The organism is Flavobacterium sp. (assembly GCF_044341185.1).
Lineage (GTDB): Bacteria > Bacteroidota > Bacteroidia > Flavobacteriales > Flavobacteriaceae > Flavobacterium.
This window is the reverse complement of record NZ_JBIISE010000004.1, coordinates 76,766-92,641: the sequence shown is the minus strand read 5'-3', so window position 1 is coordinate 92,641 and position 15,876 is coordinate 76,766. Positions and strand designations below refer to the sequence as shown.

Sequence of the window (15,876 nt, the reverse complement as noted above, 5' to 3'; positions counted from 1 at the left end):
TATATTTATTTTAAGACGGTTTGTTATATCAAAGTCCTTTTTTTATTTCTAATAATTGATTCTTTATACCTTCCAACTTACTTATGATTTCAAAATTGTCTAAGGTTTTCTTTTTTCCTTCTTTCAAATGAATTTTGGCACCTTCTAAAGTAAAACCACGTTCTTTTACTAAATGGTAAATCATTTGCAATACTTTTACATCATCTGGACGAAACATTCTGTCGCCCTTTGCATTTTTTTTAGGATTGATTTCGTCAAATTCTTTATCCCAAAATCTTATTAATGAAGCGTTTACGTCAAATGCCTTCGCTAATTCGCCAATGCCATAATATCTTTTTTCTGGTAAGTTTACTTGCATTTTATTTTTGTTATTTTAGTTTCAGGTTTCAAGTTTCAAGTTGGTTTGTTAACTTGAAACTTGGAACTTGAAACACTATTTCAATCAAAAGCTTAATTTTCGTTTTTGGCTAATATAGTAATTAAAACAAATTCTTTTACAGAAAAGTTGCCTTTTAGAAACTTTTTCTTGTTAGCGATTTCATTAAAATTTACTATTTTTGTGCACGTTACAACAAAGTAACACTTATTATACGAAAGAACTTAAATTTTGTTTCATATTTTGAAATATTTTTTAAGAATTTCAATCAAATTAATTATTCGATTCAATATCATAAAAATGAAATCACAAGACATAAGAAAAGCTTATTTACAATTTTTTGAAAGCAAAGGTCACACTATTGTTCCTTCTGCCCCAATTGTATTAAAAGACGATCCAACACTGATGTTTAACAACTCAGGGATGGCACAGTTTAAAGAGTTTTTCTTAGGAAATGGCACGCCAAAAAGTAATCGAATTACGGATACTCAAAAATGTTTACGTGTTTCAGGAAAACATAACGATTTGGAGGATGTTGGCTTTGATACGTATCACCACACCATGTTTGAAATGTTGGGTAATTGGTCTTTTGGCGATTATTTCAAAAAAGAAGCATTGCCATGGGCTTGGGAATTTCTTACCGAAGTTTTAAAGTTAGACAAAGACCGTTTGTATGTGTCTGTTTTTGAAGGAAGTACAGAAGATAATGTGCCATTTGATCAAGAAGCTTGGGATATTTGGAAACAATTTGTACCCGAAGATCGCATCATATTAGGAAATAAAAAAGATAATTTTTGGGAAATGGGCGACCAAGGTCCGTGTGGTCCGTGTTCAGAAATACATATCGATTTGCGTTCTGATGCTGAAAGAAATGAAGTGACTGGAAGAAGTTTAGTCAATGCCGACCATCCGCAAGTTGTGGAAATTTGGAATAACGTTTTTATGGAATTTAATCGTAAAGCCGATGGGTCTCTAGAAAAATTACCAGCACAGCACGTAGATACCGGAATGGGATTTGAGCGTTTGTGTATGGCGATGCAAAATGTAACGTCTAATTATGATACCGATGTGTTTACACCACTTATCGCGAAAGTGGAAGAAATTACAGGATTAAAATATACTTCAAACGAAGTCAAAAATATATCAGAAGAACAAAACAAAACAAACATTGCTATTCGTGTGGTTGTAGACCACGTTCGCGCAGTTGCTTTCGCTATTGCTGATGGTCAATTGCCTTCAAACACAGGTGCTGGTTATGTAATTCGTAGAATTTTACGACGTGCGATTCGTTACGGATTTACGTTTTTAGATACAAAAGAACCTTTTATCAATAAGTTAGTGCTTGTTTTAGCAAATCAAATGGGAGAATTTTTCCCAGAAATCAAATCGCAACAACAATTGGTTACCAATGTAATTCGTGAAGAAGAAGCGTCTTTTTTAAGAACTCTGGAACAGGGCATTCAATTGTTGGAAAACGTAATGGTAAATACTTCTGGGAAAGAAGTTTCTGGTGAAAAAGCATTTGAATTATATGATACTTTCGGATTTCCAATTGATTTAACAGCCTTAATTCTTAGAGAAAGAGGGTTTAGTTTAGACGAAGCTGGTTTTGAAACGGAATTGCAAAAACAAAAAGCACGATCTCGAGCCGCTTCTGAAGTTTCAACTGAAGATTGGTCGGTTTTAATTCCTGGAAATGTAGAAACATTCGTAGGCTATGACCAAAAAGAAAATGAAGTAAAAATTACCAGAATTCGTAAAGTAGATTCAAAAAAAGACGGAATTTTATATCAAATTGTTTTAGATAATACGCCTTTTTATCCAGAAGGTGGAGGACAAGTAGGAGATAAAGGAACTTTAGTTTCAGCAAATGAAACGATTGACATTATCGATACGAAAAAAGAAAATAACTTAATTTTACATTTTGCTAAGCAATTACCTGAAAATGTAAATGCTGTTTTTACTGCAAAAGTAAATACTGATTTAAGGACATCAACTTCTAAAAATCACTCGGCTACACACTTGATGCATTTGGCCTTGAGAACTATTTTGGGAACACACGTAGAACAGAAAGGTTCGTTAGTAAATCCGAATTATTTACGTTTCGATTTTTCGCATTTTTCTAAAGTTTCTGATGAAGAATTACGTCAGGTAGAATCAAGTGTCAATGCACAAATTGAAGCCCAATTACAATTAGTAGAGCATCGAAATATTCCAATTAAAGAAGCATTAGACAAAGGTGCGATGGCTTTATTTGGTGAAAAATATGGCGATAGCGTTCGTATGATTGAATTTGGAAATAGTAAGGAATTATGTGGCGGAATTCATGTGAAAAATACGGCTGATATTTGGCATTTCAAAATTGTTTCAGAAGGTGCCGTTGCATCTGGAATTCGTCGTATTGAAGCCATTACTGGTGATGCGGTTAAAGATTTTTATACGAATCAAGAAAACACCTTGTCGGAAATTAAGGAAGTATTGAAAAATCCTCAAGATGTTTTAAAATCAGTGGCTTCGTTGCAAGACGATAACGCAAAATTGAAAAAACAAATTGAGCAATTAGTAAAAGAAAAAATTGACGGATTATCAGCAAGTTTAGTTTGTGAATTTCAAGATGTTAATGGAATTAATTTCCTAGTAAAACAAGTTGATTTGTCCATGAGTGCAACGAAAGATTTAGCACAAGCCATTGGAACTTCAAAACCAAATTCATTTGTAGTTTTAGCTTCAGTGGAAGATGGTTTACCAAATATTCACTGTTATATCGCTAAAGAATTAGTAGCAAATAAAGGTTTAAACGCAGGAACTGTTATTCGTGAATTAGGAAAATACATTGATGGAAATGGAGGCGGACAACCGTTTTTCGCTTCAGGAAAAGGGAAAAGCACAAACGGAATTGTTGCTGTTTTAGAGAATGCGATAAATTTCGTAAAATAAATATCCAATTTTATTGAAACACCGATTAAAGAAATTATTATAATTTATAAAATTTCTTTAATCGGTGTTTTTTTTATTTTCTTTCACCAATTTGTTGGCGCCACATCGCATAATACAACCCCTTTTCAACCAATAAATCTTCGTGTTTGCCTTGTTCAATAATTTTACCTTGTTCCAATACGAAAATTTTATCAGCATGCATGATGGTTGATAATCGGTGAGCAATTAATATTGTAATTCTGTTTTCATCAGAAATATTTCTTATTGTACTATTAATTTCTTCTTCAGTAATCGAATCTAAAGCAGAAGTTGCTTCATCGAAAATTAATAAATTTGGTTGTCTCAAAATGGCTCTTGCTATAGATAAACGTTGTTTTTCGCCTCCAGAAATTTTAATTCCACCTTCGCCAATTGTCGAATTTAAACCGTTTTCGGCACGTTCTAAAAGTTTGCCACAACTTGCTTTTTGCAATGCACTTATTAGTTCTTCATCAGTTGCTTTTGGCTTTACAAACAATAAATTTTCTCTAATTGTTCCAGAAAACAGTTGTGCATCTTGTGTTACAAACCCTAATTGATTTCGTAGTTTTAAAATATCAATATTTTTAGAATCGATTCCATTATACAAAACATGACCTATTGCTGGCGGATACAAACCAACTAATAATTTTACTAAAGTTGTTTTTCCTGAACCAGATGGCCCTACGAATGCAACCGTTTCACCTTGTTTAATAGAAAAGTTTATGTTTTCAACAGCAGGCTGTTTGGCAGTTTTATGTTTGAAACTTACATCTGTAAATACTAAAGAACTTATTTTCCCAAAATTTTCAGGTTTTTCTGGACGGTGTTCTGATTTTGCTTTTAATAAATTTTCAAAGTTTTCCATAGATACTTTTGTTTCGTTTTTAGCGATAATAAAAGCACTTAATTCTTGCAATGGGTTAAAAATAAAAAAGGTAAAAAATACCATAGTTAATAAATCGCCAACTACAATTTTATCGCTAAACAAGAAATAATACAATCCAAAAATTACACAAGTTCGCATAAAATGCACCGTTGTACCTTGAATAAAACTCAAACTTCTAATGAAACGAATTTTCTGAATTTCAAGTTGTAAAATTTTATGTGTATTTGAATTTAATCTGTTTTCTTCTTGTTTGGTTAATCCTAAACTTTTAACCAATTCGATATTCCGTAAACTTTCTGTGGTTGATCCTGCTAAGGAATTGGTTTGCATAACGATATTTCTCGATACTGCTTTAATTTTTTTCCCTAAGAACGAACTTATGAACGCTATAATAGGTGCGGTTAATACAAAAATAAAAGCAATTCTGTAATCAATCCGAGAAATGTAAACAATTACAAAAATGAACCCAATTATGGTTTGAAAAATCAACGAAATAGATAGTGTAATTAGCTTTTCAGAGTCTGTTCTGGCTTTCTGTAATTTACTTAAGGTTTCCCCGCTACTTTGATCTTCAAAATCTTCATAAGGCAAATCTAAAGATTTTTTTATACCATCCGTATACATTTCAGCACCTGTTCTTTGAATAACAATATTGGTAAAGTAATCTTGAAAGTTTTTTGTGATACGAGAAATCATTGCAGCCGTAAGCGAAAGTCCTAACCAAAATCCTACAGATTTTATGAATCCGATTTCGTTGCCTTTGTATTTTGCAATTCCAACTCCACAATCCTGCATTAATTTACCCGTAATAATGGAGTCAGACAAACTGAAACATATGTTTATTGTCGCCATTAAAAGCGCAAAAAAGAGTAGTAATTTGTGTTTTCGTAAATACTTATAAAGCAATTTCATTTGTAAAAATTTAAGAGGCAAAAGTAATCAATAAAAAGTCTTTACATATTTTTTTACAACTATTTAACTTGTTTTTGTATTTTTGAAAGAAGTTATACAGTACTATGAAATTTCAAACCACTATTCCCATAAAAAAATCTGATTTTTTAATTAATTATTCGTCAAAACTAGTTTCTTTAGGTTCTTGTTTTGCTGAAAATATGGGAGATAAATTTGACTATTTCAAATTTTCAACTATTACCAATCCTTTTGGAATTATTTTTAATCCAATTTCATTAGAAAAAATAATTGTTAGAAGTATTCATAAAAAATATTTTACAGAGAAAGATGTGTTTTTTCATAATGAAGCTTGGCATTGTTTTGAAGTGCATTCCGAGCTTTCAAGTCCTGATAAAGCAGATTTTCTAGCTACTTTAAATCAATTAATTGATACTACAAATTGGCACATAGAGAATGCCACACATTGTCTAATTACTTTAGGGACTTCTTGGGCGTATAAACATATTGAAAGCGATGAAATTGTTGCCAATTGTCATAAAGTTCCACAACAACAATTTGTGAAAGAATTGCTTTCTGTTGCTGATATTGAATCTAGTTTGAAAAGAATAGTTTCAGAAATTCAAGTTGTAAATTCAAATTGTAAATTTATTTTTACCATTTCTCCTGTTCGTCATATTAAAGACGGTTTTATTGAAAACAATGTAAGTAAATCGCATTTAATTATTGCGCTTTATCAATTTCTATCAAAAACTACTTCAAGTATTTATTTCCCCAGTTACGAAATTATGATGGACGAGTTACGTGATTATCGTTTTTATGCAGAAGATATGTTACATCCAAATCAAACGGCAATTGATTATATTTGGATGAAATTTTCAGAAAATTTTATTGATGAAATTGAATTTGATACGATGCAACACATTTCTGAAATTCAAAAATCATTGCGTCACAGACCGTTTAATCCTAATTCTGAAAGTCATTTAAAATTTCAGGATAAATTAAAGCAGAAAATCAATTCAATTGTGGCTAAATATCCTGAAATGAAATTTTAAAACATCTATTGTAATTTGTTTTGTAAATCTTGCCAGTTACCACCGTTGATGCATTCAATTCCGTTTCGGTTTAGTATTCGTGATGCCATACCACTTCTGTTTCCACTTCTGCAACAAGCTATAACTGGTTTGTTAAGTTTTTTTATATCATTAATTTTCGATTCGATAATTTGTAATGGAATATTTTTGGAGTCTTTAATATGCCCGCCGGCAAATTCTTCGTACGTTCTCACATCAATGATTATTGCATTTCTCTCTTTAAAAGCTGCAATTTGTGCGGATTTATTTCCAAATCCTAAAAAATCTAAAATTCCCATATTGTTTTGTTTTTAGCAAATATATGGGAATCTTACAATAAGTTTTGTAACAAATGTTACTATTTGTTACTTAATTTTCGAAAATTAATGACAAACCTCCATCAATTAAATGTGCTATTTCCGGGCGTTTTGTTTTAACTTTTTCTAAATGATTTAAAACTTTGTCAATTAAATCCGAATGATTTTCTTTTTTAGCTAATTCGGCAATTTCAACTGAAAGTAACCAATCGTTTTCGTGATTTGCAGTTACAGCCCCAAATGCTTCTTTCAAAGTGATTTCAGCTGGTTTCCCTTCTCTTAATTTTCTAATATTTAAGTATAAATTTTCTAGTTCTTCACGTTTGTTAGATTTTTTTTGTTTGATGGTATGCGATGAAGGAACATGGTTAATCATATCAAAACTTGAAACATCTGCAGGTCCTGAAAAGGCGGATATTATTTTTTTACCTACAGCCATATCATAAATTCCCCATTCTGGAGCAAATAATACGGTTTCGCCATGAGTAACTGTACAATTTTTGAATTTTATTAGTAAAATTTCACCCTGTAAATTTCTTGTTCCAGTAATAATTTCACCAGAAACTATAATGTTTCCTTCAAATTCTAAAGTAATTTGTTCACCTTCATAAATATCATAGGCACGTAAATCTCTTGGCCCCATATCTTCAATTGCCAAATTGATGCCTTTTAGCATTCCAATTGGCGAACCAAATCCATCAGGATGCGATGCTGTTCCGTGTCCTACTAATTCTTTTTCTCTGTACGATAAAGCCGTTTTTCCAGTGGTTTGAATGTAAACTGGTTTTCCTTCATTTTCAATTACGTTTGTAAAAACGCCTGATATTTGTAAGCCAGTACTTAATTCTACTGTACCCATTGCTTTTGAAGTAATTAATTTTTGAACACCAGATAAACCGCCAGTTCGTAGTGCCATTTTATTGGCGAATTCTTCTAATACAGAACTTAATTTGGCAAAATCTGGTGTAACATAAAGTTGTGGTTGCGGCTTAGTGATATCAAAACTTTGATCTGCTGCTGAAATATCGTAAGGGATTTTTTTTACTTCATCTGTCATGCACCAGGCACTTTCACCAATGGAAGATAATAATCCTGCACCATATATTTTTGGGTTTTCTACTGTTCCAATTAATCCGTATTCTACAGTCCACCAATGTAAGTTTCTAATTTTAGACATTTCAGACAATTCATCCATGTTGTTTTGTAAAAATTCAACTTGGTCTTCTGCAGCTTTAATTTCTTCATCTGAAGTGCCTTCTGCTTCTTTTACAATAGATAATAATCGAACGGCTTCGTATAATTCGTAATCTCTTGAAGATGAAATGGCTTTGCAGCCAATTTCGCCAAAACGGCGTAAATATTCTGCATATTCTGGGTTGGCAATAATAGGAGCGTGCCCGGCACCTTCATGAATAATATCTGGAGCAGGAGTATATTCAATATGTTCTAATTGTCTAATGTCACAAGCAATAACTAAAACATTATACGCTTGAAATTCCATGAAAGCACTTGGTGGAATAAATCCGTCAACCGCTACAGCAGCCCAACCAATTTCTTTCAAAATTCGGTTCATACCATACATGTTAGGAATATTATCAATTTCTAACCCGGTTTTTTCTAACCCTTCTAAATAAGAATTATGTGCCACTTTAGATAAATAATTTACGTTTTTACGCATGACATATCTCCAAACCGCTTGATTTATAGGTGTGTAGTCTGTATAATCTTGTGGGATTATGAATTGTTTTAAATGTTTAGGTAACCTGTCTATCAATGGGTTACTTTCAAAATTAGTTTCCATAATGGTATTTATGTTGTTTCAGTAAAATTACGATAAATTTTAAATCAAATTATGATTTTTATTATGCAAATAAAAATCCTGACAGTTTTAAAACAAATCAGGATTAATTTTTCAATTTTAATACTAGGTTTGTTTTATTATTGGCGGATATTTTTCTAAAATTTTAGCTACAAATTCAGCAATTCGTTCGTCTTTCTTTTCAAAGTTTGTTGTTAAATATCCTGTTCCTATTCCTTGCCAAACTAACTCTTTAGTTTTTGCATCAACAATGTCAATATATAACGTGCCTTCTGGAGTAGTCGTCGTTTGCGTGAAACCCATTCCCATTCCCCAACCTGGACCCCAACCTGGACCCCAGCCAAAACCGTAGCCCCAACCCATGTTGTTGTATACATTAACACGTTCACGCTCTTTGGTGAAAATATTGATTAAAACATCGGGATTTTCTGATTTTGTAAATTGTTTAGTAGGCATTACAGCATCAATTGCGAATAAAATACGCTTTTTGTCTAAATCTGAAATTTCTAATTTATCTATGCTACTTTTATTATAGGCATAGGTTTTGTAAGCTGCAAAATTTGCTTTTTTGTCATAATCTGTATTTACATAAACAGACGAACAAGAAGTAAGGATAAAAAATCCTAAAACCGATAGAAGTTTAATTAATTTCATAATTTATTATTTAAGTTAATAATTTTTCGTCAACTAAATTGGGTAAAGTTACTTTTAACAAAGGTTGCGTTTCCATAGCGCGTTTTATAGCAAATATTGCCCCTTCATTTCTGGCCCAATTTCTTCTTGATATTCCATTGTTTACATCCCAAAACAACATCATTTCTAGACGTTTAGATGCTTCTTTAGTCCCATCAAGAAGCATGCCAAAACCTCCATTAATGACTTCTCCCCAGCCAACACCGCCGCCATTATGTATTGATACCCAAGTAGCACCTCTGAAACTGTCGCCAATTACATTTTGAATCGCCATATCTGCCGTAAATCGGGAACCGTCATAAATGTTAGATGTTTCTCTGTATGGTGAATCTGTACCAGAAACATCATGATGGTCTCTTCCTAAAATTACCATTCCAATTTCGCCACGAGCTATAGCTTGATTAAATGCTTCTGCGATTTTAATTCGTCCTTCTGCATCAGCATATAGAATTCGAGCTTGAGATCCTACAACTAATTTGTTTTCTTGAGCGCCTTTAATCCACTGAATATTATCGGCCATTTGTTGTTGAATTTCTTCAGGAGAAGTTTTCATCATTTCTTCTAAAACAGCACAAGCAATTGCATCGGTTTTAGCTAAGTCTTCAGGATTTCCTGAGGCACAAACCCATCGAAAAGGGCCAAAACCATAATCAAAACACATTGGACCCATAATATCTTGTACATAACTATTGTATTTAAAATCGATATGATTTTCTGCAAAAACATCCGCACCCGCTCTAGAAGCTTCTAATAAAAAAGCGTTTCCATAATCGAAGAAATACGTGCCTTTATCCGTATGTTTATTAATTGCCATGGCATGACGACGCAATGTTTTTTGAACTTCTTCTTTAAATTTATTTGGATTGTTAGCCATCATTTCATTAGACTCATCAAATGTAAATCCAATAGGGTAGTAGCCGCCAGCCCAAGGATTGTGAAGTGAAGTTTGGTCAGAACCTAAATCGATATGTAAATTTTCCGCATCAAATCGTTCCCAAACATCTACTACATTTCCTAAATAAGCAATAGAGACTACTTCATTGGTTTCCATTGCTTTTCTAACTCTCGCTACTAAAAGTGTAATGTCTTCAATTACTTCGTTTATCCATCCTTGTGAATGACGAATGTGTGTGATTTTAGGATTCACTTCTGCACAAACGGTAACACAACCCGCAATATTTCCTGCTTTTGGCTGTGCTCCAGACATTCCACCTAATCCTGAAGTTACAAATAAACCGCCTTTTGGTGATTTTTTTATTTTTCGAAAACCGTTTAAAACGGTAATTGTAGTGCCATGAACAATGCCTTGAGGTCCAATATACATATAACTTCCTGCAGTCATTTGACCATATTGCGACACGCCTAACGCATTCATTTTTTCCCAATCATCTGGTTTAGAGTAATTTGGAATTACCATTCCATTTGTAACTACGACTCTTGGTGCTTCTTTATGAGAAGGAAATAATCCCATTGGATGACCAGAATACATTGATAACGTTTGTTCATCTGTCATTTCAGACAAATATTTCATGGTAAGTAAATACTGTGCCCAATTTTGAAAAACAGCGCCATTTCCTCCATACGTAATTAATTCATGAGGATGTTGTGCAACAGCATAATCTAAATTATTTTGTATCATCAACATAATCGCTTTGGCTTGTTCAGAATTTCCGGGATATTCAGAAATTGGTCTGGCTTTCATTTCGTAATCTGGACGAAATCGATACATATAAATTCGCCCATATTGTTCCAATTCGGCTTTAAATTCAGGAAGCAACGTGGCATGATGTTTGGCATCAAAATAGCGCAAAGCGTTTTTTAATGCTAATTTTTTTTCTTCTTCTGAAAGAATTTCTTTTCGCTTTGGCGCATGATTTATTGCTAACTCATACTGTTTTTGTTGTGGTAAAATATCCGGAATTCCTTGTTGTATTTGCTCTTTAAAAGTCATTTTTTTAAATTTTGTATTTTTAGATTTTAGATTTTCAGAAATTATTGTTTGAATATCGGTTATCTAAAACTATTTCTTGTTTGTTCCTGTTTTTTTGTCGAAACCATATGGACAATGGCGACATCCACTTTTGCAGCAGTAGCCTCTTTTTAAATGGTGTTTTTCTGTAAAACATTTATATCCTTCAGGAGTAAAATAAAAATCTTCTCCTTCTTTTAAATTTTTTGGATTTATTTCATTGTTCATAATCGCAAATTTAGGAACTTTGCAGCAAATGATTGTATTAGTTTTTAAATATTTAAGTAGCGAAACAATTATTTCTTTTTTATGAAATCAAAAAACCAGAAAATATCTATTCATTTTCCTAATGGAATTGAACTTTTTATCAAAAGAGAAGATCAATTACATCCAATAATTTCTGGAAATAAATTCAGAAAATTAAAATATAATTTAGCCGAAGCAAAACGATTAGGATATAAAAAATTGCTCACTTTTGGCGGGGCATTCTCTAATCATATTGTTGCTGTTGCAGGTGCTGGAAAAGAATTTGGTTTTGAAACTATTGGAATAATTAGAGGCGAAGAATTACAAGAAAAGATAGAAGAAAACCCAAGTTTATCTGTTGCACAACAATTTGGAATGAAGTTGGTCTTTGTTTCAAGAGATGCATATAGGTTAAAAGAAACGCCAGAATTTATTAAAGAAATGAAATCTCAATTTGGTGATTTTTATTTGCTACCCGAAGGCGGCACAAATGAATTAGCCATAAAAGGGTGTGAAGAAATTTTATCTGAAGATGACATCCAGTTTTCACATATTTGTTCTTCAATAGGAACGGGCGGTACAATTTCAGGAATAATTAATAGTGCTGCTTCTCATCAAAATATTATTGGATTTTCTTCCTTAAAAGGTGATTTTTTACAAAATGATATTGCTAAATTTGCAAATCAAAAGAATTGGTCTGTAAATTGTGAGTATCATTTTGGAGGTTATGGAAAAGTAACAAACGAATTAATTGAATTTATAAATACATTTTATTTGGAACATGCAATTCGATTGGATCCAATTTATACTGGAAAAATGATGTTAGGTATTTTTGTTTTAATACAAAAAGATTTTTTTCCACCAAATTCAAAAATTTTAGCCATTCATACTGGTGGCTTACAGGGCATTGCAGGTATGAATTTAAAATTAGAAAAATCAGGAAAAACAAAGATAACGATATGATGAATAAAATTTTAATACTATTTTTTACGCTGCTTATAACAGGTTGTGGAGGTTCTAAAATCACTACTAATAAAGGAAAAACATATTCTAAATCGTATCCTGCTTCAAAAAAACCTGTTACAAAACCAACACCAGTTGCAAAATCGCCTACAAAAGAAAATCCTTCTGGGAGTGAAATATTAGTAGCAACATCTAAAGTAAAAGCTACAACAGAAGATGTAAAAAAATACATTGAAGATTTTAAAGAAACGGCAAAAAATAACATGAAGGTTCACGGAATTCCTGCAAGTATAACCATGGCGCAGGGTATTTTAGAATCGGGTGCGGGATTTGGATCTTTGGCTAAAGAAGCGAATAATCATTTCGGGATAAAATGCCATACAGGATGGACAGGTGAGTCTGTAAAATACGATGATGATGCCGAACAAGAGTGTTTTAGAAAATATAAAGACCCAACTGAATCTTACAAAGATCACTCTGCTTTTTTATCTTCAAGAAAGCGGTATGAAAGTTTGTTTAAATTAGATAAAGGCGATTATGAATCGTGGGCTAATGGCTTAAAACAAGCTGGTTACGCAACAGACACGTTATATCCTTCTAAATTAATTGGTATTATTGAACGTTATGAATTATATAAAATTGACAATGAAGTTTTAGGAAGAAATTTTATTCCAAAACCAAGAGTTGTTACTCAAGTACAAGTTATTGGAGAGCATACCGTTGAAAAAGGAGATACATTATACTCTTTATCAAAAAAATACAATATATCTGTTGAGGAATTAAAAAGTTTAAATAATATTTTGGAATCCGGAATTTCAATCGGTCAAAAATTAAAAGTAAAAAAATAATGTTATATCAAAGAAGTAGTCAGTTATTTGTTGAAGCAAATGAAGTAATACCTGGCGGTGTTAACTCTCCTGTTCGTGCATTTAAAGGTGTTGGAGGTTTTCCTATTTTCATTAAAGAAGCTAAAGGCGCTTATTTATATGATGAAGATGGAAATAAATATATAGATTACATCAACTCTTGGGGACCTATGATTTTAGGTCATGCACACGAGCCTGTAGTAAATGCAATAATTGAAAAGGCAAAAAAAGGAACTTCTTTTGGAACGCCAACCGAGTTAGAAACGAAAATTGCTCAATTGGCCATTTCAATGGTACCAAATATTGATAAAATTCGATTTGTTAACTCGGGTACAGAAGCTTGTATGAGTGCGATACGATTAGCTCGTGGTTATACAAAACGCGATAAAATAATAAAATTTTCAGGTTGTTATCATGGTCATTCTGATTCGTTTTTAATTGCTGCTGGAAGTGGATTAAGTACGTTTGGTGTGCCAAATAGCCCTGGAGTAACTGAAGGCACTGCTAAAGACACGTTATTAGCAAAATATAATGATTTAGAGCACGTGAAAGCGCTTTTTGAAGCCAATAAAAATCAAATTGCTGCAATTATTGTAGAACCTGTTGCAGGAAATATGGGTTGTATCCCTCCAAAAGAAGGTTTTTTATCCGGTTTAAAGCAACTTTGTAAGGAAAACGGTGCTTTATTAGTTTTTGATGAAGTAATGACTGGATTTCGTCTTGCAAAAGGTGGCGTACAAGAATTGTATCAAGTTGCTGCAGATATTGTTTGTTTTGGGAAAGTAATTGGTGGTGGATTGCCAGTAGGTGCTTTTGCAGCACGAAATGAAATTATGAATTTGTTATCGCCATTAGGTCCTGTTTATCAGGCAGGAACGTTATCTGGAAATCCATTAGCTATGGCGGCAGGATATCAAATGCTATTGGAGTTAAATTCAGATAAAGAAATATTTAAAAGATTAGAAGAAAAAACTGCTTATTTAGAGAGAGGAATTCACAAAGTTCTGGCGGAAAATGATATAGAATTTACTATAAATAGAGTAGGATCAATGATTTCCGTTCACTTTGATAAAAATGAAGTGTATGATTTTGAAACTGCAAAAAATGGGGATAACGAAAGATTTAAAAAATTCTTTCACGAATTATTGAAACGTGGCATTTATATTGCGCCCTCAGCATATGAAACGTGGTTTATTACTGATGCTTTAAGCTATGAAGATTTAGACTTTACGATTCAGTCAATTCAAGAAGTGGCAAAAATATTATAAAAAAAAGCCCGTTTAGTTTACTAAACGGGCTTTTTAAAAAGTAACTTATTTTTAGTTTGTTAATTTTTTCAACAAACCTTGTTTACTTTCAATACTTTCCATTTGAGTTTGAGAAAGTGTAGCTCTTAATTTAGCTTCAATTACTCTAGCCAATTCGATTTTTCTTTCAGCTGAAAGATTTTCGTTTAAATTTCTGAATTTGTATTCAAATAATCTTGTTAAATCTTCGCTTAAAGTTCCTTCTACGGTTATCGCTTCTGCAAGAGCCGTCATATTATTTTTAGCTTCAATTTTCTCGTCTACTTTTTTAAATGTTTCTTGAGCATTAGCATTTACTGTGAAAGCTAAAAACAAAACAAGAGCGCCTAATAAATTTTTCATTGTTAAATTTTTTAATAGTTTTATCAAAAATAAAAAATATTTTTAATATCAAAGCCTTTTTTACAAATAATTATCTTTTTTTTTGATTTTTTAATTTAGCTAAACTTATTTTATCACCTCAATTTTCATTGAATCATCACTATTTTCAGTATCTAAAAAACCTTGCTCTTGCATCCATTCATCGCTATAAATTTTACTCATATAACGCGATCCGTGGTCAGGAAAAACAACTACTACATTACTATTTTCATTAAATTCTCCTGATGCGGCATATTGTTTTACGGCTTGAAATGCAGCGCCAGATGTATATCCTACAAATAATCCTTCTGTTTTGGATATTTCTCTTGCCATATGGGCACTTTCTTTATCGGTAACTTTTACGTATTGATCAATAATATCAAAATCAGTAGCCGTTGGAATTAAGTTTTTCCCTAAACCTTCAATTTTGTATGAATAAATTTCTTTTTCGTCAAACTCTTTGGTTTCGTGGTATTTTTTTAAAACGGAACCATATGCATCTACACCTAAAATTTTAATAGCTGGATTTTTTTCTTTTAAATACCTTCCAATCCCAGAAATAGTACCACCAGTGCCACTACAAACCACAACATGAGTTACCAAACCATTTGTTTGATCCCATATTTCTTTACCTGTACTGCAATAATGTGCTTCAATGTTTAAATCATTAAAGTATTGATTTATATAGATAGAATTCGGTGTAGCCTCTTGTATTTTTTTTGCCACTTCATAATAACTTCTTGGGTCATCTGCAGCTACATTAGCCGGACAAACATATACTTTTGCGCCCATGCTTTTAAGCATATCAATTTTGTCAGGTGATGATTTATCACTCACCGCTAAAATACATTTGTATCCTTTAATGATGCTAATCATAGCTAAACTAAATCCGGTATTTCCTGAAGTTGTTTCTACAATAGTTGCACCGGGCTTTAATATGCCTTTTTCTTCAGCACAATTGATAATATGTAAAGCAATTCTGTCTTTTGCAGAATGTCCTGGATTAAAAGCTTCTACTTTGGCATAAAAATTACCGGTTAATCCTGCCGCTATTTTATTTAATTTTATAATTGGTGTATTACCAACTAATTCAAGAACAGAGTTATAGGCGTTTATTTCTTTTTTCATTTTTAA

General features: G+C 32.3%; 14 protein-coding genes. 5 read left to right on the top strand and 9 right to left on the bottom strand.

Annotated elements, in window-relative coordinates:
• Positions 1–28: 28 nt before the first annotated feature.
• Positions 29–358 (bottom strand): MerR family transcriptional regulator, encoded by a 330-nt coding sequence (locus ACIQZ1_RS01980; RefSeq protein WP_396158542.1) that lies wholly within the window; start codon positions 356–358, stop codon positions 29–31.
• Positions 359–676: 318 nt separating this feature from the next.
• Between ACIQZ1_RS01980 and alaS the strand changes: the two genes are divergently transcribed.
• Positions 677–3,313: an alanine--tRNA ligase gene (gene alaS, locus ACIQZ1_RS01975; RefSeq protein ID WP_396158540.1), complete on the top strand. Its 2,637-nt coding sequence runs from the start codon at positions 677–679 to the stop codon at positions 3,311–3,313.
• Between the two features lie 73 nt (positions 3,314–3,386).
• Here alaS and ACIQZ1_RS01970 read toward each other — a convergent pair whose 3' ends face one another.
• Positions 3,387–5,132, bottom strand: coding sequence for an ABC transporter ATP-binding protein (locus tag ACIQZ1_RS01970; protein WP_396158538.1), 1,746 nt, complete (start codon positions 5,130–5,132; stop codon positions 3,387–3,389).
• Positions 5,133–5,236: 104 nt separating this feature from the next.
• Here ACIQZ1_RS01970 and ACIQZ1_RS01965 point away from each other — a divergent pair, with 104 nt between their 5' ends.
• Positions 5,237–6,184: a GSCFA domain-containing protein gene (locus ACIQZ1_RS01965; protein ID WP_396158536.1), complete on the top strand. Its 948-nt coding sequence runs from the start codon at positions 5,237–5,239 to the stop codon at positions 6,182–6,184.
• Positions 6,185–6,189: 5 nt separating this feature from the next.
• On the opposite strand, the gene ACIQZ1_RS01960 is transcribed toward ACIQZ1_RS01965, so the two are convergent.
• From ACIQZ1_RS01960 to ACIQZ1_RS01940, 5 genes are all read right to left on the bottom strand, one after another.
• Entirely contained in the window at positions 6,190–6,501 is a 312-nt protein-coding gene (locus tag ACIQZ1_RS01960; RefSeq protein WP_396158534.1) for a rhodanese-like domain-containing protein, read from the bottom strand.
• 70 nt (positions 6,502–6,571) lie between these two features.
• Positions 6,572–8,320 (bottom strand): aromatic amino acid hydroxylase, encoded by a 1,749-nt coding sequence (locus ACIQZ1_RS01955; RefSeq protein ID WP_396158532.1) that lies wholly within the window; start codon positions 8,318–8,320, stop codon positions 6,572–6,574.
• A 123-nt stretch (positions 8,321–8,443) separates the two neighbouring features.
• A complete protein-coding gene (locus ACIQZ1_RS01950) occupies positions 8,444–8,992 on the bottom strand; it encodes a DUF4136 domain-containing protein (protein ID WP_396158530.1) in 549 nt (182 codons plus the stop codon).
• Positions 8,993–9,002: 10 nt separating this feature from the next.
• Positions 9,003–10,982: a urocanate hydratase gene (locus tag ACIQZ1_RS01945; protein ID WP_396158528.1), complete on the bottom strand. Its 1,980-nt coding sequence runs from the start codon at positions 10,980–10,982 to the stop codon at positions 9,003–9,005.
• A gap of 69 nt (positions 10,983–11,051) precedes the next feature.
• Entirely contained in the window at positions 11,052–11,228 is a 177-nt protein-coding gene (locus tag ACIQZ1_RS01940) for a DUF5522 domain-containing protein (RefSeq protein WP_396158526.1), read from the bottom strand.
• A gap of 81 nt (positions 11,229–11,309) precedes the next feature.
• Here ACIQZ1_RS01940 and ACIQZ1_RS01935 point away from each other — a divergent pair, with 81 nt between their 5' ends.
• From ACIQZ1_RS01935 to hemL, 3 genes are read left to right on the top strand one after another with little or no spacing between them, the layout of a single operon-like run.
• Positions 11,310–12,209: a 1-aminocyclopropane-1-carboxylate deaminase/D-cysteine desulfhydrase gene (locus ACIQZ1_RS01935; RefSeq protein WP_396158524.1), complete on the top strand. Its 900-nt coding sequence runs from the start codon at positions 11,310–11,312 to the stop codon at positions 12,207–12,209.
• Positions 12,206–13,057 carry a glucosaminidase domain-containing protein gene (locus ACIQZ1_RS01930; RefSeq protein WP_396158522.1) on the top strand — a complete coding sequence of 284 codons (852 nt, stop codon included), beginning with the start codon at positions 12,206–12,208 and terminating at the stop codon, positions 13,055–13,057. The genes ACIQZ1_RS01935 and ACIQZ1_RS01930 overlap by 4 nt, the downstream gene beginning before the upstream one ends.
• Entirely contained in the window at positions 13,057–14,343 is a 1,287-nt protein-coding gene (hemL, locus tag ACIQZ1_RS01925) for a glutamate-1-semialdehyde 2,1-aminomutase (RefSeq protein ID WP_396158520.1), read from the top strand. The genes ACIQZ1_RS01930 and hemL overlap by 1 nt, the downstream gene beginning before the upstream one ends.
• A 51-nt stretch (positions 14,344–14,394) precedes the next feature.
• On the opposite strand, the gene ACIQZ1_RS01920 is transcribed toward hemL, so the two are convergent.
• Both ACIQZ1_RS01920 and ACIQZ1_RS01915 read right to left on the bottom strand, forming a co-directional pair.
• On the bottom strand, positions 14,395–14,724 hold the full coding sequence (locus tag ACIQZ1_RS01920; protein WP_396158518.1) for a hypothetical protein: 330 nt from the start codon (positions 14,722–14,724) through the stop codon (positions 14,395–14,397).
• 105 nt (positions 14,725–14,829) lie between these two features.
• Complete coding sequence (locus ACIQZ1_RS01915; RefSeq protein WP_396158516.1) at positions 14,830–15,870, bottom strand: PLP-dependent cysteine synthase family protein; 1,041 nt, start codon at positions 15,868–15,870, stop codon at positions 14,830–14,832.
• Positions 15,871–15,876: the final 6 nt, after the last annotated feature.